A 21,115-nucleotide genomic window follows, 5' to 3' on the forward strand; every position below is an offset into this window, starting at 1 on the left:
CGGAGTCGTGAAGCGTCGCAACTCCATGATCACCGATGCGGCCTCACCCGCTCCTTGCGCCTCCACAGAGGCCAAACTCGTCTCGAAATCCCTGGTCAGCAGCCCGTCAGCCGACTACGCAATCGCCCTGGCCTCGGAGGCCCTGTATTCCTACGAGGGCGCCCGCGAAATAAAAACGATGATCGTAGGGTGGGCAGTGGCCGGGCTGAGCGCCTTCGTCTAGCGCTCAGCCCGTTCCGGCCGTGCGGCGTACTCGTCAGTTGACATACTCGATCGGTACCCGGGTGTAGCCGTCAACCTGTTCCGGAATGCGCAGCTCCTGGGAGCTGGCCGAGGTGACCAACGTGTTCAGGAGGCTGGTGAGCATGCTGACGATGGCTTCCTTCTCGTTGTCGACCTCGGTCGCCAGGTAGGCCGCTTTGGTCGCAATCTTGCCGAGAACCGCGGCGTTCGCGGTGCCGAAGCCGTACGAGATGATGTGCGGACGGCGTCGGAAACCCTTGTCGGTGAGGGCGTCGAAGTCGCCGGCCCAGTTCTTGTCCATCGGCGCGCCGTCGGTGAGGATGAAGACCGCCGGGCGCAGCACCGCGCGACCGAGTTTGCCCAGGTCGTCGATGTCGGCATCAATGCGCTGCTTGACGACCTGGAACATGCGGCCGTAATTGGTGCTCCCACCGCAGCTGATCATCGGTAGTTGAGAGACCTGATCGATGTCGGCCATCGCGAGCACCACGTGGGCGTCGGTGTTGAAGGTGACGATCGAGATGTGGGCGAATTCGGATACGCGAGGGCTGTTGCCCAGAACCTCGAAGACGTGGTCGATGGTGTCGTTCAGGAGTTGCTCCTGCGGCTTCATCGAGCTCGATGTGTCAACGACGAGGTATGTGGGTAGCACCTTCGACTTGACCATGGGTTCGGTCACGGACAATGTCCTTTCAAGTGTCAGAAAATGAGATAGCCGCAGAGAAAAAGCAGGCCGACGACGAATGCGATGACGAACATGCCACCGATCTTGGCGGGCCAATCCGGGCTGGGCGTGGACGAGGTGGTCGGGGGAGTGCGCATTGATGTCGTCGTCGGTGGCGGTGGCGGTGGCAGCCGGAAGGCCGGTAGTACGGGTGTCGGTTCCGATCGATCGCTGGGCTGGGGTGGCGCCACCGCGCGGCCGCCGAAAAGCCCGCCGTTCGCCGGGGGTGGATGCGTCGGCCGTCCGCCCTTGAAGTCGCGTCGGGGCCGCCATCCCGGTGCCGCCGGCGGCGAGGTGACAGTCGCGGTGGTGTTCGGGCGGCTGGGGGCGAAATGACCGCTTTGGCCCTTCGTCGGGCGCCAGCCGCCCACGCCGGTCTTGTCGATGGGTTTGGTCTGCAGCGCCAGCACTCCGAGGACCTTGGCCAGTTGGGTGAGCGTGGGCCGGGCCGTCCGGTCGCCGGAGCCGGAGAGCATGGCCAACAGCGTTTGCGGGACGGGCCCGGCCATCTGAGCCAGCGCCGCCTTCACATCCGGCTGGCTGCGCCGGACGGTGATGATGCGCCCGACGAGCAGCGCAAGGCGATAGCGGTCGGTGTAGTTGTCGACCGGCTGTGGGTCGGGCGTGAGCGGATCCTCGAACTCGGAGGTGAATACGTGGGGCCGAGGCCCGTAGGAGGATCCGTCGATGTCGAAGATGTAGACCGTGTGCTCATACGGCTGCCAGAAGGCGTTCGCATAGGACCAGTCGGCGTAAACCAGCCCGCACTGCTCGAAGAAGCAGGCTACGCGGACCAGGCTCCGGCAGAGCGCGTCCCGGTCGGCCGCTGATTGGCGGGGGATCTGGCGTTGTTCCAGCCAGTCGTCGTTCTTGGCCAGATAGTCGATCGGGATAGGGCCGTGCCGCACAGTGGGGTTGGTGTACGACCTTGGCAGCCAGTTCACGGACATACGCGGCGGCGCCTCCGGCATTATCACGCCGACGGTCCGCTGCTGTTCGATGATCCGACTGGCCGGCCAGGAAGTGCTGGCGGCGAGGAAAGCCGCTTCGGACGGATCCGACAGGACGTGCGGCTGCTGAATGAGGCGGTCCAGAACGGCGGGGTCGACCTTCCTGCACACCTCGGCGTTGTACTTCTTGAAGAGGTAGCCGGGGAAGTTGGGCGTACGCCAGACGCCGAGACTCTCCCCAGCGGGCTTGAAATCCGGGGTGTCGGACAGGACGCCGAGTTGGCTCACCTCCATGACGGGCGGCATCGTCATGTAGCTCATCGCAGTGCGGCCCTACCTGGGCTCTGCCGCCCGGCCCACACCACCACGGCGGTCCGGTCGTCCAGCTGCTGCCGCGCGTCGAAGTCCACGTCCAGCATGAAGGACGCGAGCGGCGGCGGCCGGCGCCAGCGCTCGGCGAACCAACCGGCCGCACCAGGCACCTCGGAGAAAGCGTCGGCGACACCGTCCGACAGCACCGCGACGGTGTCGCCGTCGCCGAGGGCGAACGTCAACCCGGCGGCGGCGTCCGGGGTGTGCGGCAAGAAGGCGGATAGAGTGCTGCCGTTGTAGCTGTCCTTGGCCCTGCCGGTCAGGCACTTCCAGCCACTGTCATGACGTTGCCAGAGGTGGGTGTCCGCGATCTGGCCGACCCAGCCCCTCGGCCGCTGGCCACCCTGCCGGTACGCCGGCAGCACGGCGACGGCGAGCGTCGTGCGTACGTCGTTCGGTTCCAGGCCTCGGTCCTTGGCCTGCTGGATCAGCGCGACGGAGACGGCGTGGAACAGCACGGCCGCATTGAGGCTCTCCAGCGGCCGCCGCTCGTCGAGATGGCGTCGTACCAGCGCGACGGCTGTGCCGACCGCAGTGGCGGCACCGAGCTCGGAACGGGCGCTGTCGGACATACCGTCGGCCACCGCCACGACAAGGAAGTCGCCGTTGCGGTCGCGGGCCACACGGTAGGCGTCTTGGCGCGGCTTGACCGGTTCCTCGCATCGGTGACCGGAGCCGATCACCGAGGCGGCGCGCACCTCGAGGTTGCCCAGGACCGCCTGATCAGCGGCGACGCCGGATGGAGAGGCGCTCTCGGCGGGCAGCAGCCACGGCATCCCGGCGGCCTTGGAGCCCGGCAGAAAGCGCGGCGACATCGCGGTTTCCGGCGCTAGGACGTGCTCCACGGGCACCGCCGGAGCGGCGCGCGGTGGTGGGGTGGCCACCGGGGAGCCGGTCCGGATCGGCTTCGCTGGATCGGCGGACGGCCCCGGCTGGCCAGACGGTCCGGGCGGCGCTTCGAAGATGCGGCCATTGTCAGGATCCGAGCTGCTCCGCGTTGCCTGAGACGCGGATTTCTCCGATCGGTGCGGCTGATCGACGCTCTCTTCCCGCTGGCGACGGGGCGGACCTGGCGGGTGGTCGTGCTGCCGCTCACTCCCTCCGGACCGGTCCTTGCGGCCGGGTAGGTGAGGTCGTAACCACTGGTGGTGGTGCGCCCGATCCTCGTTGTGGCGCGTCGATCGGTAGGACATCAACGTAACCGAGAAGAACAGGATGACGACGGCGACCGCGAGTAGCCCCATCATGAACAGCGTGTAGGAAGGCCCCACGTCAGTTCGTACCCGTCCCGCTCTGCGCCGACTTGCGAGGTCGCCAGCCGCCTACTCCGTCCGGATCAGGAGCTGGGGTGGCCGGTGGCAGCGTCGGCGTGGTGGACGCACCGCCCGCAGGCTTGCGCGGCCGCGTCGCCTGGGCAGGCGCAGGGGACGCGCCGGCCGGCGGGGCCGCCGGCTGCGCAGCCAAGACGTTTGGTGGCGGCTCGGGGGCGCCGCCGACCATGTGCAGGGCGTTCTGCAGGACCTGACGGCGGATTTCCTCTACGTCGGCCGCCTGGACGAGCCCGGCGTCCAGCATCTTGGTGAAGATCTCGTCCGAGCTCGAATATCGCGCCTGCCGCTGCTGCTCCAGCTCCAGCTGCCGGTTGTGCATCATTTGCATCACCTGCAGGGCGTCGTCGGGATGGTGGCGGAGGTGAAGTGCAATTAGCTGCAGCTCGCCCTGAACGCCCTCGGCCACCGCCTCCATTCGCTGCCGCTCCAGCTCCTGCTCGTTGCGCAGCGAGTCGACGCTCAGCACGTGGCCACGGCGTGTCAGATCCTTCTGCCGTTCGATCTGTTCCTGCTGCTGCAGGTATTGACGGGCGGCCTCGTCGAGGGTGACGAACGCGGTGACGCCATGGATGGTGATGCCGTACTCGGAGATCACCACAGGACCGCCGAGGTGGAGGTCGTTGATCTCACGTTCGACCCGCTCGCAATCGGTGATCAGATATCGCCGGCTGATGCCGCGCAGCAGAGCCAGGACCCGGCGGGAGACGACCGACACGCCGTCCCGCACACCCTCCCGGACCACAACATCCGGGCTGGTCGCCTGCCAGTTGACGGTCACGTCGGCAACGAAGTAGAACCGGTCGTCGCGGGTGGGCAGGTCACGCCCGTTGATTGTGATGCGGGTGTCGTGGCGGGTGCTGTCCACCTCGTACACGTTTCGGTAGACGCCACTCAGCGCCTCGGTGAAGGTCAGCCGGTGATCCAGCTTCTCGACCGTCCCGTCGGCACGGGAGTACACAACCGTCACGCCGGCCCGTACCGGCGGAGCGGAGAACTGCATCCGGTTGACCGGTTGCTGGGTCAGAATTAGGGACTGAACGGGGTTCGGATCCATCGGTGCCTACTCCAGAGTCAGATGAGGGCGGCAAGCACGGCCTGGGCGGTCTGCGGCGCCTGAGCGCTGCCCGGTTTCGACATCCAGCCGCGGACCATGTGCCGGACGAGCTTCTCGGTGCGCTCGCTGCCGGCGCAGACGCTCGCCAGCATCAGCGCCAACGCCTGGCGCGCCTGCTCATCCGGCTCGACGCGTTCGGCCCAGGAGCCCGCGATGTCCTGCGCGAAGCGGTGGAACATTGCGCCGTTCAGGGTGAAGTTCCACGCTGCTGCCACGGCGTGCGAGAGCCCGCGGTCGGTACGGGCGAGTTGCAATAACAGCGGCCAGCGAACGTGCCCGGCATCCGCCGCCCCGACCAGGTCGGCCGCCAGGGTGAGAAAGGCGATCTCGCCGGTGGCGCTCTGCCCCTGATGCTGGCTGCGCATCCATTGCACCGACAGGTCGGTGGCGGGAAACGCATGGCGATGGTCGGCCTCGGTCAGCTCGGCGAGGCTGTAGCTGATCGCGAAGGCGACATCCGCGTACTCGGTGCGCGACAGCCGGTCGAGCTCCCGGAACGCCCGGTCCGGCATGGCGGATCCGAGCGCCGACCCGTATACGCGCGCAGCGGTCGCGTTCAGCTGCCACGAATCGCTCGTGATCCACTCGCCGACCAGGGTCAAAGCCTGCTGCTGCAGCTTCCGGGAGCGACCGGCGGCGCGCAGCGCGAAGGCGGCCATCTCCCGTTTGTTGTCCTTGGAGTCGTTCGCCCACGGGCGCAGCACGATCTTGCTGATGTAGTCGAACGCGGTGGTGGAGATCAGCCCGATCGCGGCGGCCGCCCGCACCCGCACCGCGCCGACCGGATGGTTGGCCAGGTCGCCCAGCCAGCCGAGCAGATCTCTGCGCAGGCCGTCGTACTCACGCCACACCAGCTCGATGACGGCCCGCGGGTACGCCGGATCGAGGTACCGGATTATCTCGGCGGGTACCCGTCCGAATCTGGTGGTGATCTCGGAGCGCACCACCTCGGCCCGGATCTGACGGACCCGATGGGTACGCCCGGTGGCGAACGGGTCGACCGCGGCTGCCGCCGGCGCAGGTGTCGAAGCAGTCGGGCGGGTGAGGCGCCGTTCCAATGACTCGGCCGGTTCCACCACGCTCTGGTAAGGCAGCCCGTCGAGCAGCGCGACCGCGATCGCCAGGTACTTCAGCGACGGTGTGGCCAGCCCGTTGAACCAGCTCTCCACCTCACCGGTCACTGACGACTTCATCCGGGACCGGAGCAGACCCAGCTCCAGATGTCCGCGGGCCATCAACTCCTCGACGTACACCGCGAATTGAGCGGCCCGGTCGCGGGCGGAGTCGGAGGTGACGGCGTCGTCGAAAACGGCGCAGAAATCGGGCCGGCTCAGCAGATTGTCCGCGCGGGTGTCGCCGAGCCGATACCTCAGGTGGCTTTCCATGATCGAGCGGTGGCTCGGCGGTTGTTCAATCCTGATCACGAAGCTCTGCAGGCCGGGATCGGAGAGAGTCAGGTCGGCGGCCATTGTGATAATCAGCTTCGCGCCGAGCGCTCCGAGCTTGGCGTCGAGATCGTTCAGGACCAGGGTAGTGAGTGCGCGCGCCCTAGTGTCGTCGATCTCCTCGATCAGGTAGCCGCCGGCCTTGGTGATCGTCGTAGCCACATCGCCGATCGGCACGTCCGGCGCGAAGCCGAAGATCTCAGTCTGGTGATTGTCGAGCAGGAGCCGCTGGGCGGTGGCGCTGCGGCCGGCGCCACGCGCCGCCTGCAGGATCACCACGTTGCGGGTCCGGCTGCGACCGAGCAATGCCGCGTACGCGGCATCGGCCACAAAGGCCTCGCGTAACAGCCGAGCCTGCGCGGGGTCAACGCGGTAGAGAACGGTGGATCGGCCGTCCGGCGACGTGACGTGGTAGACGTACTGGTTGCCGGACACACTATTCACCGATGCAGCGCTGCCGAAGAACGTCCCGCCGGAGGCGAACACAACCTCGGCCTCGCGGCGCAAGCTGTTGGTCTCAGCGGCCTGACCGGGCTGTTGCGCGTTGGCCGCGACGTCGGTGCCAGCCTGCCTGACCCCGCGCGGCTTCGCGGCCGGAGCAGGTGACGACGGACCTTGGGTGGGGACGGTGGATGGAACGGGCGGTGCGCCGACCGGGTCGGTGCTCACGGCATACCGCCGTAGACGTTCTTGTCCCCGCTCACGACGTCGGCATTTCCGTGCAGGTCCTTGATGTAGGTGCCGCCGCGCTCGAAATGGACGCCGTCCGACCTGAAGTCGCCCCGCGCCGCCGACGGTGCAGCCTGGTCATGCGCCCCTACCGTCGTGCCCTTGATCGGGCGAACCCATTTCGACAGCTCGTTGACGATCGCGGGCAGGTCGATCTCGGACTCGCGCTGCCGCAGGTGCATGGCTTGCCGGTTGGTCAGGCCGCGCACCGTCACCGGCAGGTCGTCCACCCGGGGAAGCTTCGCACCGTCGAGCAGCACCGGGATGACCCGGATCCCGGCGAGCAGCGCGGCTTCGATCTCCCGGCGCACGTAGTCGTCAGGGTGGTCGATCCGCCGTCGCGAGCTCGCGTCCGTCAGTGCCAACCAGCGCTTGCCGATCAACACAAGCAGCACCCTGCTGCCCATGAGCGCCGACCAGAGTCGTGGCGGGAAGTCGGTGCCCGCTTCGATCGACCGGCTGTCCTTGAATACGTTCTCGTCGCCGAAGACGGTACGCAGATGGTTGTCGAGAAGAGGAGCCGCATAACTGTCGTCGTCCGACCGGTAATTGATGAAAATTTCGGACAAGGAAAGCCGCCTCCGATACTATGGAACAGAGCACAACCATGTCACCGGATCAGACAGTGGGCAATCCGTTGCCTGGTGCCAGTAGTTGCCGCTTCGGGCAAGGCGGCAACCCGACCCGTGCCGAAGTCGTGATCCTCGGATGATCGGGGTGCGAAGAATGGCCGGACGGCCACCGGCTGTCATCGCGCGGATCAGGCGTACGGGGCTGGACCGGCGTGGTAAGGAGGCTCCGGTTACTTGTACAGCAGATAAAGGCCCACGCCGAAAGCCACCAGAAGGGACATGCCATAGAGGATCACCAGGACCGGGCTGCGCAACCCCCGGATAATCTGGCCCGGCGTGGGACGACACACGGTCAGGCTCCAGCCGTCCTGATCGTCACCGGCCGAACGTAGGTAGAGGTCCCTGTATTTGCGCTCGAGGACCAGGTAGTAGGCATCGAGGATCGCAAACGCGACAATGACGTAGAGCGCCAGACCGATGATGATGGGGGTGGCTGCGGTTGCGCCGTAGCCGAGCAGAGCGGCGGTCAGGGTCACGCACCACCCCTTGATGGTGGTGGACTGAGCGGCCAGCCGGGACACTACCGCTTGGATCATCTGCAGGTGAGCCTCACGTGCCATGATTGCATGGTGTCAGGAGCGCACGACAGTGGATAGACAGTAAGGTATGCCATGAACGCCACCGGGGAGTTCGGTCCTGAGCTGCGGCGACGCAGGTCGGAGCAGGGCATTTCGCTACGTGATCTGGCAGTTCAGGTGCATTGCAACGCGGGCTACCTGAGCCGGGTGGAGCGTGGTTTGCGGCAGCCGTCGGCAATCATCGCGCGCATGTGCGATCGAGCGGTCTCGGCCGACGGCGCCCTGTTGGCCCTGATGACGCAGCCCGTGCCGGTGGGTGCGGCGCATGCTCGTCCCGAATTGCCAGCGCCACGACCGGCGACGTTCCTGGTGCGATCGTTCGAACGCGCCGCTTCGGGCGCCACAGTGCTCACTGATGATCATAAGAACACTGTGGACGAAGCGCGGTCACTCTTTCAGGTACTCCGGGCTCAGGGCCACGTCAGTGCGCCCAGGGCACTGTTGCCGGCGCTGGCAATTCAGTTCGGCATGCTCCGCGCCGCCGCGGCGCAGGCCGGCGGCGCGGAGTGGGACCGTCTGGTGTTGCTGGCCGCGCACTATGCCGAGTACGCCGGTTGGATGATCCAGGAGTGCGGTGACGACGCCGGCGCGCTCGCCATGACCGAACTCGCCGCCGCCCTGGCGAAACAGGCCGGCGATGTGTCGTTTGTGTCATACACGCTGCTGAGACGCGCGGACGTGGCGCTGTACAACGATGACGGCGCGGCCGTGGTCGCCCTGGCCGAGGATGCCTCGGCCGGATCCGCGTCGCTCCGCGTCCAGGCTTTGGCGGCGCAGCGGGCGGCGCAGGGATGGGCTCTGCTCGGGCGTGCACCGCAGTGCCGGTCGGCCTTGGCCCGGGCGGCCGACGCGACTGCGGCAGCGGACGCCGAGGCGGTGAAGACAGGCATCGATAGCGCCCTCGGGCCAGGCGGCGGCGGGCAGTTGATGGACGTCGTTCGTGGTTGGTGCTATCTGGACCTAGGCGTACCGGAGCAGGCGGTCGAGTCCCTGCACACCGGGCTGCGCCGCGCGCCCCGATCGGCCCGCCGGGCACGAGCCTTGTACGGCATACGTCTCGCGCTGGCCCACGCCGTCAGCGGTGATCTGCGACGGACCTGCGAGGCCGGGACGGTCGCGCTGGACGAGGCGAGCAGGGTCGACTCGGCATCCGTCCGCCACCAGTTGCACACGCTGGCCACCGTGGTGCGGCGCTGGCCGGAAGTTGCGGACATCCGGGACTTCCGAATCCGTATCGACCACGAGTTGCGGCCTTCGCCAGTAAGTTCGCGAAGCAGTGCTGACCGCACGGTCTCGAGTCGAGGATGATCGGCCAGCATCACCCGTCGGCCGATCGGCGAGGGCGAGTTCGCTTCGTCTATCAGATAGGCCACGCGCCGTCATTCTGCCCTTCGTCCATCGTCGTACAGTGCGACTGCCCAGGGGCAGACCAGTCCCGATACAGCGGGGATTGCTGGGATACGGCGGTATTCGCCGGATCTCGATGTGTTGGCGGCCAGTTGGCGCGGTTCTCGCTGGTGCAAGGCGGCTGTGGGGATGTGTTGGCAGGTCGTGGTGGCGGTGTGGCAGAGTGATCGTCATGAGTCAGCCCCGAAAGGTCTATGGCGCGTAGGTCGCCTGGTGCGCTTCGCGCGCGATCGAAGTCGGCCGGCCGAGATGTCGGCAAGATCCGTCCCATCGATGGTCTGTCGAGCCGCGCGAACGCGGCGATCGTCAGACCTCAGCTCCGGCATCCGGAGATTGGCTCGGTAGCGACCGCGCTGATCGGCTATCGTCGTACGATTCGGCAGTCCGGTCGGTGGCTAAACCTTCGTCTGGACGACTGTCCCTGTCCGACCTGCGATCCCGTAGACCAGTGAGACGTCCCTGAAGACGCGATGCGCTGGTTGCCGTCGTCAGCCCGCCGTGAGTTGCGGCGTGGCGTTGATACGTTGGACGAGGAGTTTCTCCGCAAGACGCTGCCCGATCCCCGAGCTGCCAAGCTGAGTGCCTGGCATGCCCAGGGATGGTGGCGGCAGCGGCTGCGGGATCGGTGATGCATCACCGCCCGGTTTGCTGGCAGTCGGTGAAGCCTGTCCGTGCCGGTAGCCCGTCGGTAGCCTGGACCGATGGTGGAGCACGACGGGGTGTCGTTGGGTGTTGCTGCGGCGCGGCGCCTCGCCGAGTTGGGTCGGACGGTGATTCGGCCTGGTCTGACGAACCATGAGTTCGATGACGTGGAGCAGCGGTTTGGGTTTCAGTTCGCGGACGACCATCGCGCGTTTTTCGCCCAAGGGCTTCCGGTCTGGACTGAGGGCGACGATCACCCTGACAAGACGACCGATCTTGGTTGGCCTGACTGGCGGGACGGGGATCCCGGGCGCCTGCGCGAGCACTTGGACTTTGCCTTGGACGGCGCGCTGGGTGCGATCGAACGTGGGTACTGGCACCCGTGGTGGAGCGATGCGCGGCCTGTCGAAGAGGCGGACGCGATGCGAATTTGCGCGTGAGCGTCTCGTCGCCGATGGTCCTCTGGTGCCAGTGTATGTGCACCGGTTCACGCCCTGCGGGTCGGGCAGTTGGGGCAATCCGGTGATGTCGATCTGGGGCGTTGACGTCATCTACTACGGCATGAACGTGGCCGACTACGTCGACCACGAGTTCGCGGCCGACGACCCTGCGCCACGGCCGAGGCGCGAAGGCCCTGCGTAGAGACGTTCTGGGCCCAGTTGTGAGCGCGGCTGTCCGTATCCGCCCGTGTGACGGCTCGTGATGCATCACCGCTCAGTTCACCCAGTGGCGCACCAACGGCGATCATGAACGGGACGGGATCTTGGGCGCCTGCGCTGCTGGAGTCGCCGTTGGTGTGAATCTCGTAGTGCAGGTGTGGGCCTGAGCTGTGTCCGGTGGAGCCGACGAGACCGATGGGCTGGCCGACGGTGACGGGCTGGCCTGGTTGGACCAGGGGCGGCTTGTCCATGTGGCAGTAGCGGGTCATGATTCCTTGATCGTGTTGGATGTCGACATACCAGCCGCATCCGATGGTGTGGTTGGGGTTTCCGTCGCGGTGGCAGCCCCAGTTGCTGCCGTCGCGGCGGTCGATGGCGTTGCAGCGGACGCGGGTGACGGTTCCGGTGGAGGCGGCGCGGATGATGGTGCCGCGTGGGGCGGCGAGGTCGACGCCGTCGTGTCCGGGGCGTGCGGCGGTCCGGAATCCGGATCCTACGGGGGCGTGGATCGGTTGGGTCCACGGTCCGGTGACGTCGCAGTTCTCGGCGGCTGGTGATCCGTCCGACGGGAGGTTGCCGCCGGTGATGGTGGTGACCAGCAGGGTGGCGTCGGGTTCCCATTTCGCGTACGCGTCGGGGTGGGCCGAGATTTGGACGCGTTGGGCGGCTTCGGTCAGCGGCATGGTCTGCCAGTGGGGGATGGTCAGGAGTGTGGCGTAGAACGTGGCGGCGGCGTAGGCGGGGTCGAGGAGTTGCTGTGGGGTGCCCCATCCTTGGCTTGGGCGTTGTTGGAACAGGCCGATGCTGTCGCGGTCGCCGCCGGGGAGGTTGCGCAGGCTGGATTCCTGCATGGCGGTGGCGACGGCGATGACCCAGCCGCGGGCGGGTACGCCGTCGCGGGCGCCGACGGCGGTGATGGTGGCGGCGTTGCTGACCTGGTCGCGGTCCCAGCGGCCGATGCTGGGCCACCCTCCGGCGGGGGCTGGCGGTAGGGAGATGGTGGGGCTGGGCGCGCAGTTGATGGCGGGGGTGCCGACCAGGATGCTGGTGCCGGCGACACAGGTGAAGATCACCGCGAGGCTGACGGCGAACAGGATAGTGGCGAGTCGGCGGCTCATCGTCGTGCCCCGGGCGTGCGGTCGCGGGTAGAGGCGGTTGCTGGCGCAGTCACAAGGTCCTCCAGATCTGGGGGCGGCAATCGCAGGATTTCGCCGCCCTGTTCGGTGCGGTTTCCGTGGTTTGTGGTGCTTGTGGCTGCTGGTTGTGGGCACAAAAAATGGCCGCATCTGCGGCACGGTCGAGTGCGGGGCTTACAGCGGCTGTGAGGTCAGTAGCGGTTCGAGCAGGGAATGGACGCTGGCGTCGGGAAGACGGTTCGTGATGTCACGTGCCCGCCGTTCTCGACGCCAGTGCTCTGAGGGTTGGTCAGCAGACGAGATCCGCTCGGCGTGTGCACGGCTGGCGGCGGATGTCAGCAGTGAACCCGGCTCCCCGACGAACGTGGGGGCGGTTTACCGAGGCGGCGGGGTCGGTCACGGTGAGGCCGGTTGGGTATCGGTGGCCGGCGGGGGTGGTGGTTCGTGGTGTCCGGTGGCGGTGGGGAGTGCGGCGAGGCGTCGTGCGGGCGGGTCGGGGTGGTCGAGGATGCCGAGTTGTCCGGCGCGGCGGATGGCTTGGACGGAGCGCACGTCGAAGTGGTGTCGTCGGGCGAGATCTTTGAGGTCGGTGTGGCCGGCTTTCAGGTCAGCCCAGACTGCCTGCCAGCGTTGGTAGGGCTCGGGGTTGACGGGAATGCGGCGCATGAGGGTGACCGGCCAGTCGTCGGCGGCTGGCGTGTCGCCGTCGGTGTCGTCGGGTCGCGACACGGCCGGGTCATCGAGTGTGGCGGGCGGTTCGTGTCGCGGCACGTTCTCGGTCGGTGCGTCGTCGAGCGCATCGGCCGGTTCCGCGATCCTGTTAAGGGAGGGGGCGGGAGCGTGTCGGTCGGGTGGGGTGTCGTGTCGTGGGGCGTGTTCGAGGATGCTGGAGAGCATTTTGATCGCGGCGATGAGTGCGATGGCTGGCCAGCCGGCGATGATCCGGGCGATCAGGTCGTCTTGGGCGACGAGGATGTTCGCGCCGAGGCTGGCGATGCCGCCGGCGACGAGTGCGGTCCAGGTGACCCAGGTGGAGGGGCGGCTGGCGCGTCGGTCGGCCAGGATGGTCAGGGTCGCCACGATTTCGACGCCGTCCACGGTCAGTGGGAAGGCGTGGGCTCGCCAGCCGGTTTCGCCTCGGGACTCGGCGAGTTCCCGGAGATGGTCGTAGCTGACGGCGCCGGCGATGCCGGCCAGTCCGAGGGTGGTGAGGGTGGCGGCGGCGGTGATCGCGAGGTCGCCTGGTGACCGTCGTGGTGTGTCGTGGCGGGCGCGCAGCCGCAGGACGATGTCGGTGAGGGCGAGTGCGACCGCGACGGCGATGCCGGCGGCGAGGAAACGACCGTCCATCAGCGGCACCCCCGTCGGTGGTGCGGCCCGTCAACGGGGTCGCGGCCCTTTCCGGATGTCGCGACACCGGCAGGACCGGTGTTGTGGTGTCGGGTGGGACCGGCGGCCGGGCTGTGGGTGGTGCGGGTCGAGGGCATCAGAGGTTGCGCCTTCCACTCAAGACGTGCGGTGCCGGCGCTGGGGCGCCGGCACCGCATGGGGTGTGATTCCGGCGCCCAGGGGGAGCACCTGTCGGTGTGTCACCCGGGGTCAGGAACAGACCGCGGGGGGTGTCAGTCGGTGGTGGGGTCGTAGTCGCTGTGGTGGACCGGTGCGATGTCCACGGCGCGGATGTCGGCGGTGTGCGCCCGGGCGACGTCGAGGCGGTCGAGGTCGGCGGTGACCATGTCGACGGCGATGGGGATGGCCTCGCGGTGGTCGAGGGCCTTGACCGTGACGACCAGCGGCACCACCCACACCACCCGGTACCGATACTGCTGCTCGTCGGGGTGAGTTGCGGGCTGGTCGAGGACGCGTAGCCGAAGCTGCCACGGTTCGGTGGGGTGCACGACCGCATCGAGGCTGCGCAGGTCGACGCGCAGGAGTTGCTGTGACGAGGCGACGGCGTCGTCGGTGGTGGCGGCGTCGACGTCGACGGCCAAAGGGGTGTGGACGGTCGCCTCGAAGTGGGTGCGCAGGGGCGGCGGCATGGTCAGGTAGTGCAGGGCGTTGTTGGCGTCGGCGACGGACAGGGCGCCGGTGTTGACCGCCCAGATGATCCAGCGTCGGACGAGGTCGACGAACTGCTGGTAGCGGTATTCCAGTGCGCCGTTGTTGTCGCGCAGGGTGTGGTCGGCCTGGGTGAGCGCGCCGCGCAGCGCGGTGATCAGGTCGGTGTCGGCGCGGCGCAGGAGCGCCACCTGCTGCGCGATGAGGTCTGCGGTGGCGCGTAGGGCGGTGCCGGTCGGCATAACACCGGGGCTCTGCTGAAGCCCGGCGTGCAGCAGGTCGGTGATCTGCTCGACGGTCCACGCTGTCTGCTCGGGCAGTGTGCCGCTGGTGTCGGCGAGGCTGTGGTGATCGGTCATGACGGGTCCTTCCTGGTTCGGCTGCCCGGTGGGGTGTCGATGTCGGCGGGCCAGTCGCTGAGAGCGGCTGGTGGGATGCCTGCGCGTAGCGCCTGGCGGATCCACAGCGCCATCCGGTAGTGCGGGTCGGCCGTGAGGGCGCGGTCGAGGGCGAGTTGGCACGTGCGCCGTCACCGGCCAGCCAGACGGTGAAGGCGAGCAGCGCGGCCGGGTCGTCGACCAGATCGGGTTTCGGCTCGCTGGGTGAGATCTCGCCACAGCGCCAGGTGCCAGCGCTGGCGGGTCGCGGTGGCCCAGGCGTGGTCGCGCACGGGCAAGACGGTGAGCAGGACGCTCAGCCATGCGGCTTCGTCGTTGCTGCAGCGTTGCCCAGCCTGGTAACGCATGGCGGCGTGGGCCAGCACGGCGCGTCCTTCGGCTACGACGACAGTTCGGTCGGTGAGAAGGTCGGTGAACCGATGACGGGCCGCTGCGGTGGCCGCGGCCATGGCCGCGCGCTGAGGGCCGTCGACACCGTCGATAGAGGCGGCGACGCTGGCCCGGTCGGGGAACGGACTGGATCCGCCGACGATGGCTTCAAGTGCGAGCGGGTTCGAGGTCGGTCGAACGGTGTTCCCTGCGGCGGGCAACAGTCGGCATTTGTGCACAGGTAGGACCAGTAGTGGCCTTCGTAGACCCGCAGCGCGTCGTGCACCTCGAGCCCGGCGATGGTGAACACGTGCCGGCCGGTGGTGACTTCAGGTGCGACGACCTCGTCGGGGCCGTAGCCGATGAGGACCAGGTGGGTGGTGTCGACCTTCTGCAGCGCCGGCAGGAGTTGCGCGAGGTGAGGGATCCGCCCGCCCGTCCCGGCGTGGTGACACGACCCAGTGACGGAATCAGAGATGCCTCATCGAGCAGACAGCGGAGCGGCGGTGTGGTGCTCACAAAAATGGTGGTGCGCCGGAATCCTCTCCCTGGGCTGTGGGCAGGTTTGCCCGCTCAGCGGGCCCGGCGTGAGGCCAGATCGTGGATCTCGCCGCAAAGCAGCCTGATCCCGTCGGTGGCGGCGGCCTCGACGGTGTCGAACGATGCCGCGCGGGCACCGCCGTCGGTGTAGGAGGGGAAGCCGACTCCGGTGACCCGGTTGTGCACGGTCACGTGCCAGCCGGAGGTGTCGGTGGGTGGGTGCAGGTAGGTTGTCGCGTCAATGACTCCGTCGGGTGCGTCGATGGCGATCGCGTACGGAGCATCGTCAATACCCTGATGGGGTCTGGCCGTCCAGCCCTTGGGGAGCATCCGGTGGACTCGGGGTAGGTGCTCGGTGACCTGCCGGGCGGTGGCGGTGATGAGCCGGGCCGTCTCGGCGGCTCGGTCCCGTGACGTATGTTCGGCATAGCTGACCCACTGGCCGGTCGGCCCGTGCAGGACGAGCCAGATCCGGCAGGTGCCGCACCAGGGCCGGCCGTCCCGAACGCTGCCAGGGGTGGCGCAGGTGCCACATACGGGTCGGGTCACGGTCTTGTCCCTTCCTGACTGCTTGTTTGGTCGGTGATGGTGGGCGGGGCGGCCCGCAGGGCGGGCACCCGGGCGTGCAGCCAGTCCGCGATGAGGTCGCCGACGTCGCGGACGAGTTCGCGACCGGGGTCCGGCACGGCGGGGCCGAGTTCCGGGTACCGTGCGGCGACCACCCTGACCACGGCGCCGGCGGCGGCCGACGCGGTGGCGGCCAGCCGGGCACGCCGCGCCTCAACCTCGTCGATGGTGGCGATGACCAGCGCGGTGACCTGCGCGGTGGTGGTGTGCTCGGGCACGAGGACACTCCAGCTGTCCTCGTCGTGGGGACCGATCGTGAACTCGCTGGTGTCCGCGAGGGGCCGACGGCGGCCGGGTGCGGCGAACCAGCCCGGCCCGGCGGACACCGACCAGCGGGTGTCGCCGGGGCGGTCGGTGTAGCGGCTGCCGGTGCGCACGGTGGCGGTGTTGCCGCCGCTGTGCTCGACCAGGGCCGGACGGCCCTGCTGGGCCAGGTTGGCGACGAGGACGTCCAGGTCGATCAGATGGGGCAGCCGGCCAGCGTTGAAGGCGTCCCGCAGGTCGTCAACGATGAGGTCGTCGACCTGCGCGGGCAGCCGGAGGGTGCGGTGACGGCGGGCATGTGCCCACAGTTCGTCGTCGGTGGGCAGCGCCGTGTCGTTGCGGCGGCTGGCCTCGCCCCACGCAGTGATGAGGTCGAGGATTTCCCGCCAGTCCTCAGATGTGTCCACCTTGCTCCTTCCAGGTTGACTGTGGGGGTGTGGCTCGGGCTTGAGGCGCTGGTTCCGGTGCAGCACCTGCCGTTCCCGGGACGGGCCGCAGCCGCTCCCCGGGCACGGCAGACAGATGGCGGCTCAGGCGGACTGCTCACGCCAGGGGCGGGTCGGTGACCTGCCAGCTCCAGCCGTCAAGGAGGTAGTAGCCGTCGGCGTCGGCCGCGATGGTGCTCGTCGACTCCGTGGACGTGCCGGCCCGCTCACTCACGTGGACGGTGCCGTCGACCAGGCGGATGCGGGTGGTGCCGGCCGACTCACCGACCCGCGCGGCGAGCGCGTCGCAGTCGGCCGCGATCCGAACAATCGCGTCGGTGCCGAACCGGGCGATCGGCCAGCCCTGCGGGCTGAGCAGGTCGGCCACGAGCGCCGGGTACGGGCCGCCGACCCCAGGTAGCGCCACCCACCCCGGCTCCCACGTCGTGGCAAGATCCCGGCGCTGCCCGGCTCGGCTGGTGCGGTTGGTGAGGTGCGCGACGACGTCAGTGGCGTCGCACACCAGACGGATGCGGGGCTCCTCGCGCAGCGCCTGGTGGCAGCCGGCGGACAGCCGGGAGGTGACCGGACCCGGCACGGCCATGGCCGGTCTGCCCAGAGCCAGCGCCCGCGCGAGGATGCCACGGCCCCTGCCGGGGGCCGCCTCGACGAGGACCGCGCCGCAGGTGAGGGCGGCCAGCCAGGTCTGGTTGAGCAGGGTTCGGATGCGGCTGGGGTCGCTGCTCGGCGACCAGACGCTGATCAGGTCGAGCCGGTCGAACAGCGGCCGGTTGCCGGCGGGGTGCAGCCGGTCGAGCCCGCAGGCGGGCATCGCGACGGCGGCGTCGGGTCGGCTCGTGAGGGCGCCGCGCAGCGCGGCGGCGTCGATGCCGTAGCCGCCGACGTTGAGAACAATCCAGCCCTGCTCGGCGAGCCCGTGGCCGAGTTCTGTCGCGACGTGCTGGCCGTAGGAGGTGCAGGCGCGGGAGCCGACGACGGCGACCGCACGGTGCAGCAGGTCGGGCAGGGGCCGGTCGGCTCGCACCCACAGGCACAGCGGCGGCGCGGGCAGATCGACGCCGTCGGCGGTGTGACGGGCGGGAACAAGGTCGCGCAACACCGTGGGCCATTCCGCGTCGTTCGGCGTCACGATCCGCGCGCCGAGGCGTGCGGTGTCGGCGACAATCACCTCGGCGAGCTGCCCCTCGTCGACGGTGCGCAAATGCCCGACGGGAGCCGGCATCGCGGCGGCGGGCAGGTCGCGGGTGAGGAGGCGGCACAGGACAGTCGGCGGGCCCTCGTTCTGCACCAGGGCGTGGATGTGACGGTTGCCGGGCGTGGTCAGGTGGGCCAGCACGGCGCGGGCGATCGTGGGGTCAGTGATAGCGGGCATGGTTGTCTCCTTGGTGCAGGTTGAGGGCTTCGGTGATGTGGCCCGCGTCGGGTAGGGGCCGGCCGTCGAGGTCGGCGAGGGTGAAGGCCAGGCGCAGCACCTGCACCCCGCCCCGGTCAGTGAGGCCGCCGGTGTCGAGGGCGGCGTCTAGCGGGGCCAGCACCCGCCCGACGGCCCGGCCGAGCGGCCCGACCAGTTCCGCTCGGGGCACACGGGCGTTGGTCGGGTGCCGGCCCGGCCCGTTCGGACGGATGTGGTGCGCGCCGTCGTGGGCGGCAGAGCCCATGGCCACCCGCTTTGTCATGGGTCAGGTAAGGCGGCCTTCGGGCTGGCCGGCTACGACGTGTGTCGCGGCGTCACCGGCCGGTGCGCGGGTCGGCGATCCTCAGATATGAGCAGTTCCTGGCGGACATGCGAAACGCCACCCGAGACGGGTGGCGCTGGACGAGACGGGAGACCGGCCTTTGATGGGCGTGGCCAGTCACAGGTGGTGGGTTGCGGTGACCAGTCGGCTCAGCACGTCGGGGATCGCGCCGGCCAGGAGTTGTGGCGTGAGCCCGTCGTGGACCGTGATCGGCTGGGGACCTTCGCCCCGGACACGTCTGGTCTCGTAGCAGCGGCCGTCGGTGTCGATGGCGACGACGATGCGTACCTCGGCGTCGGCCATCGCCGGCACCATGTTGATGTCGCCGTACGCGTAGTCGGCATACGGCGTGTACTGGAAGCCTTCACACACCAACGCGTACCCGACGAACGTGCGATGCGTGGCGTCGAGCCATTCCGTCAGCCCGGGGGCGTTTTCGGGGATGGAGATGAAGCCGACGAGCAGGTTCAACACGCCAGCAAGACTGGAGTCCGAGCCGGGCTTCAGATCGAGGGCGAACGGCGAGGCCTCCACCTCGATCAGGTGCAGCGGGGAGCCCTTGACCAGTTGGCGGTGGAACAGGGCGAAAAGGACCGGTGGGACGTCCCAGCCGAGATCCTCGGCTTTCTCCTCGATCCGGGTGACGACTTCGGGTAGCGCGACGGTGATCTGCGGGGACAGCATGTCATTGCTCCTAACGCGTGCGGGGAGTGCAGGATCTGCCGGACAGACGGACGGGCGGGTGTGCTTCCGCTGCCGGCCGGCCAGGCGTGGGATGGGATGTCGACGAACGGTGCAAGAGGACGCGGTCGGCGGCGGTGGCCGGTCACACGGGCTGCACCTCGGCTGCGAGCCCAGGTTCGGCGGCGGCCTCGGTGAGGTCAGCGTCGTCGTCTGGGGTGAGGTCGCGCAGGATCGTCTTGGCCACCCGCAGCACGGTCTGCGCGCAGTCACGGATCAGGGCGAGGTCGCCGTCGGCCCAGCCAAGCACGTACGCGTCGGAGTACGCCTGGGTGTCGAGGCCGAGCGCGCGGCACACCAGGTGGGCGATGCTCTCGGCTTCGGTCTCGCGTCGGCCGCGGTGCAGCAGTTCCTGCCGGTCGAGGTCGTCAAGGTGCCCGCACCGGATGTGGGCCAACTCGTGCAGGCTGGTCTTGATGCGCTGCGCGTCGCTGACGTCGTCGCGCACCCGCACCACCTGCATACCGGTCCCCTTGACGGTGACCCCGTTCGCGCGGCCCAGGTACGCACTGCCCGCAGGCACGAGTGCGAAGGCGTAGCCGGCCTGTCTGATCAGCCCGACGACGTCATCGTAGGCGCCGGTGGGGTCATCGCCGGTGAGCAGCTGCGCGGTCCTCCCGCCGGCGGCCTTCACCTGGCGGCAGCACCGCACGGTGGGTACCTCAAAGGGTTCACCGTCGGTCTGGCTGATGTCGAAGGTGCTGGTGGGCCGGAAGCCGACGACCTGGATCGCGGGGCGGCCGTCCGGGTCGCGTCGAACTGTGCGGCCGGCGGCCTCCCACTCGCGGGCCTGCTCCTCGCTGGGGCGGCGGGTGACCGGCGCCCAGATGAAAAACCCGGTCTCGCCCTCGCGGACGTGCCGCTTGAGGGCCTTCCAGCCCGACGTGCCCTGCTTGTTTCCGTAAGGCAGGAAGTAGCGGGGCTCGATGCCCCGTTCTGCGGCCTGGAGCATGAGCAGGAACTGGTTGTTCAGGCTGTAGCGGGCGCCGAAGACGGCCGCTTCTTCGATGAAGGTGACCCACTCGGCGGGGTCGGCGGCGAGGCGCGCCAGCCGGGCGTCGAACTCGGCTTTGGTCCGTTCGAGGAACGCGTCGCGTTGCTCGGCTGTCATGGCCATGGTGGCCCTCCTGTCTCCGCCACGTGGCGGCGGACAGGCTGGGGCCGCAGCCCCAGCCGGCCCGTAGGCACGAGGTGGGACTGCGGTCCGGGACCGAGAACGGCCTCGAACCGACGGGAACGGTTCACCGGCGGGTCGGCTCACGCCGACCGGCTCAGGAAGGTGGGGCTGCTACGACGCGTCCGGCGCGGGAGTGCCAGGTGATGCCGGCGGAGTGCGGCCCGCTGCTGTGGCCAGCGCCGGGCTGCTGCGGCGCGGTCGCCTGCGGGGGCGAGGGTCGGCCCCGGCCGGTGCGTTGGCGTAGCGGCAGGCGACGGGCCGGCCATGCTGCCTACCGGAGCAGTCGACGCCGTTCAGCCGCCGGTGCGGATCCGTGAACCTGCGGCGCAGGACCTGTTCGAGTTCGTACTCCGACAGCGCTTCAACGCTTCTCTGCGAAATCGATCAGCACGAGGCGTAGAAGTGCCGCAAGGCGTGCATCCCGGTGGCCCGGAAAGGCTGGATGCCGGCAGTCCACAGGGCGCCAGTAGTCCCGGATGAACGTGTGGCGGTCCATGGCGACGTTCGTCCGCCCGTGGACGACCAGGTTGACCGTCACCACAGACCCGCCGGGCACCTCCCACGGCAGCGACACCGGTACGGGAGGAAAGTTCTCCAGGTGGCGAGCGAGGGCCGCACCCACCGACGAGGGCAGCGGAATGCCCGTGTTTTTGCGTGCCTTGGGCAGCGCGTAGACGAGCCGGCAACCCACGATCTTCAACTGGCGGACGACTTGCCAGGCAGGGCCGTTGCGTTCTCGCTCGGCAAGCCAGTGAGCTGGGATGATGCTGGGTGATTGGCCTATGTGGAGGCGGTTG

The 21,115-nt window shown here is 68.7% G+C and carries 18 protein-coding genes and 3 pseudogenes; 3 read left to right on the plus strand and 18 right to left on the minus strand.

Annotated elements, in window-relative coordinates:
- The coding region (locus tag FF096_RS26940) for a hypothetical protein (RefSeq protein ID WP_230462976.1) at positions 1-223 on the plus strand (223 nt) is incomplete at its 5' end.
- 33 nt (positions 224-256) lie between these two features.
- Here FF096_RS26940 and FF096_RS25645 read toward each other — a convergent pair.
- The 7 genes from FF096_RS25645 to FF096_RS25675 form a co-directional block, all read right to left on the minus strand.
- The gene (locus FF096_RS25645; RefSeq protein ID WP_309223921.1) at positions 257-922 is read right to left on the minus strand and encodes a VWA domain-containing protein; all 666 of its coding nucleotides are present in this window, start codon (positions 920-922) and stop codon (positions 257-259) included.
- Positions 923-942: 20 nt separating this feature from the next.
- Positions 943-2,229: a hypothetical protein gene (locus FF096_RS25650; protein ID WP_155222127.1), complete on the minus strand. Its 1,287-nt coding sequence runs from the start codon at positions 2,227-2,229 to the stop codon at positions 943-945.
- 5 nt (positions 2,230-2,234) lie between these two features.
- Positions 2,235-3,104 carry a protein phosphatase 2C domain-containing protein gene (locus tag FF096_RS25655; RefSeq protein WP_155222128.1) on the minus strand — a complete coding sequence of 290 codons (870 nt, stop codon included), beginning with the start codon at positions 3,102-3,104 and terminating at the stop codon, positions 2,235-2,237.
- Positions 3,105-3,561: 457 nt separating this feature from the next.
- Complete coding sequence (locus FF096_RS25660; RefSeq protein WP_155222129.1) at positions 3,562-4,674, minus strand: hypothetical protein; 1,113 nt, start codon at positions 4,672-4,674, stop codon at positions 3,562-3,564.
- Positions 4,675-4,691: 17 nt separating this feature from the next.
- Entirely contained in the window at positions 4,692-6,848 is a 2,157-nt protein-coding gene (locus FF096_RS25665; protein ID WP_155222130.1) for a hypothetical protein, read from the minus strand.
- Positions 6,845-7,477 carry a toll/interleukin-1 receptor domain-containing protein gene (locus FF096_RS25670; RefSeq protein WP_155222131.1) on the minus strand — a complete coding sequence of 211 codons (633 nt, stop codon included), beginning with the start codon at positions 7,475-7,477 and terminating at the stop codon, positions 6,845-6,847. The genes FF096_RS25665 and FF096_RS25670 overlap by 4 nt, the downstream gene beginning before the upstream one ends.
- 233 nt (positions 7,478-7,710) lie before the next feature.
- A complete protein-coding gene (locus tag FF096_RS25675) occupies positions 7,711-8,100 on the minus strand; it encodes a hypothetical protein (RefSeq protein ID WP_155222132.1) in 390 nt (129 codons plus the stop codon).
- Positions 8,101-8,151: 51 nt separating this feature from the next.
- On the opposite strand from FF096_RS25675, the gene FF096_RS25680 reads away from it, so the two are divergent.
- Entirely contained in the window at positions 8,152-9,426 is a 1,275-nt protein-coding gene (locus FF096_RS25680; RefSeq protein ID WP_155222133.1) for a helix-turn-helix domain-containing protein, read from the plus strand.
- Between the two features lie 800 nt (positions 9,427-10,226).
- Positions 10,227-10,607, plus strand: coding sequence for a hypothetical protein (locus FF096_RS25685; protein WP_155222134.1), 381 nt, complete (start codon positions 10,227-10,229; stop codon positions 10,605-10,607).
- Positions 10,608-10,888: 281 nt separating this feature from the next.
- Here FF096_RS25685 and FF096_RS25690 read toward each other — a convergent pair.
- The 11 genes and pseudogenes from FF096_RS25690 to FF096_RS25750 all read right to left on the minus strand — a co-directional run.
- Positions 10,889-11,944: pseudogene (locus tag FF096_RS25690) on the minus strand (M23 family metallopeptidase); the annotation flags it as partial.
- Positions 11,945-12,358: 414 nt separating this feature from the next.
- Entirely contained in the window at positions 12,359-13,312 is a 954-nt protein-coding gene (locus tag FF096_RS25695) for a DUF2637 domain-containing protein (protein ID WP_155222136.1), read from the minus strand.
- A 272-nt stretch (positions 13,313-13,584) separates the two neighbouring features.
- Positions 13,585-14,379, minus strand: coding sequence for a hypothetical protein (locus FF096_RS25700; protein ID WP_155222137.1), 795 nt, complete (start codon positions 14,377-14,379; stop codon positions 13,585-13,587).
- Positions 14,376-15,265, minus strand: a pseudogene (locus FF096_RS25710) (DUF4192 domain-containing protein). The gene FF096_RS25700 and the pseudogene FF096_RS25710 overlap by 4 nt, the downstream one beginning before the upstream one ends.
- Before the next feature lie 95 nt (positions 15,266-15,360).
- A complete protein-coding gene (locus tag FF096_RS25720; RefSeq protein WP_155222139.1) occupies positions 15,361-15,876 on the minus strand; it encodes a hypothetical protein in 516 nt (171 codons plus the stop codon).
- Positions 15,873-16,625 (minus strand): hypothetical protein, encoded by a 753-nt coding sequence (locus FF096_RS25725; RefSeq protein WP_155222140.1) that lies wholly within the window; start codon positions 16,623-16,625, stop codon positions 15,873-15,875. Before FF096_RS25725 ends, FF096_RS25720 begins: the two co-directional genes overlap by 4 nt.
- Positions 16,626-16,761: 136 nt before the next feature.
- Positions 16,762-18,036 (minus strand): DNA-processing protein DprA, encoded by a 1,275-nt coding sequence (locus FF096_RS25730; RefSeq protein WP_155222141.1) that lies wholly within the window; start codon positions 18,034-18,036, stop codon positions 16,762-16,764.
- Positions 18,020-18,340, minus strand: a complete 321-nt coding sequence (locus FF096_RS25735) for a hypothetical protein (protein ID WP_155222142.1) — start codon at positions 18,338-18,340, stop codon at positions 18,020-18,022. The genes FF096_RS25730 and FF096_RS25735 overlap by 17 nt, the downstream gene beginning before the upstream one ends.
- A gap of 177 nt (positions 18,341-18,517) precedes the next feature.
- On the minus strand, positions 18,518-19,084 hold the full coding sequence (locus FF096_RS25740; RefSeq protein ID WP_155222143.1) for a hypothetical protein: 567 nt from the start codon (positions 19,082-19,084) through the stop codon (positions 18,518-18,520).
- A gap of 142 nt (positions 19,085-19,226) precedes the next feature.
- Positions 19,227-20,258, minus strand: a complete 1,032-nt coding sequence (locus tag FF096_RS25745; protein WP_155222144.1) for an ArdC-like ssDNA-binding domain-containing protein — start codon at positions 20,256-20,258, stop codon at positions 19,227-19,229.
- Between the two features lie 421 nt (positions 20,259-20,679).
- Positions 20,680-21,115: pseudogene (locus tag FF096_RS25750) on the minus strand (hypothetical protein); the annotation flags it as partial.

Origin of the sequence: Micromonospora sp. CP22 (genome assembly GCF_009712475.1) — a bacterium.
Lineage (GTDB): Bacteria > Actinomycetota > Actinomycetes > Mycobacteriales > Micromonosporaceae > Micromonospora.

What these genes read in the sequence shown, in the direction of transcription:
- FF096_RS25650 (WP_155222127.1), bottom strand. Translation starts at nt 2,229, where the DNA reads ATGACGATGCCGCCCGTCATGGAGGTGAGCCAACTCGGCGTCCTGTCC.
- FF096_RS25655 (WP_155222128.1), bottom strand. Translation starts at nt 3,104, where the DNA reads ATGTCGCCGCGCTTTCTGCCGGGCTCCAAGGCCGCCGGGATGCCGTGG.
- FF096_RS25660 (WP_155222129.1), bottom strand. Translation starts at nt 4,674, where the DNA reads ATGGATCCGAACCCCGTTCAGTCCCTAATTCTGACCCAGCAACCGGTC.
- FF096_RS25675 (WP_155222132.1), bottom strand. Translation starts at nt 8,100, where the DNA reads ATGGCACGTGAGGCTCACCTGCAGATGATCCAAGCGGTAGTGTCCCGG.
- FF096_RS25680 (WP_155222133.1), top strand. Translation starts at nt 8,152, where the DNA reads ATGAACGCCACCGGGGAGTTCGGTCCTGAGCTGCGGCGACGCAGGTCG.
- FF096_RS25685 (WP_155222134.1), top strand. Translation starts at nt 10,227, where the DNA reads ATGGTGGAGCACGACGGGGTGTCGTTGGGTGTTGCTGCGGCGCGGCGC.
- FF096_RS25695 (WP_155222136.1), bottom strand. Translation starts at nt 13,312, where the DNA reads ATGGACGGTCGTTTCCTCGCCGCCGGCATCGCCGTCGCGGTCGCACTC.
- FF096_RS25700 (WP_155222137.1), bottom strand. Translation starts at nt 14,379, where the DNA reads ATGACCGATCACCACAGCCTCGCCGACACCAGCGGCACACTGCCCGAG.
- FF096_RS25730 (WP_155222141.1), bottom strand. Translation starts at nt 18,036, where the DNA reads ATGCCCGCTATCACTGACCCCACGATCGCCCGCGCCGTGCTGGCCCAC.
- FF096_RS25735 (WP_155222142.1), bottom strand. Translation starts at nt 18,340, where the DNA reads ATGACAAAGCGGGTGGCCATGGGCTCTGCCGCCCACGACGGCGCGCAC.
- FF096_RS25740 (WP_155222143.1), bottom strand. Translation starts at nt 19,084, where the DNA reads ATGCTGTCCCCGCAGATCACCGTCGCGCTACCCGAAGTCGTCACCCGG.
- FF096_RS25745 (WP_155222144.1), bottom strand. Translation starts at nt 20,258, where the DNA reads ATGGCCATGACAGCCGAGCAACGCGACGCGTTCCTCGAACGGACCAAA.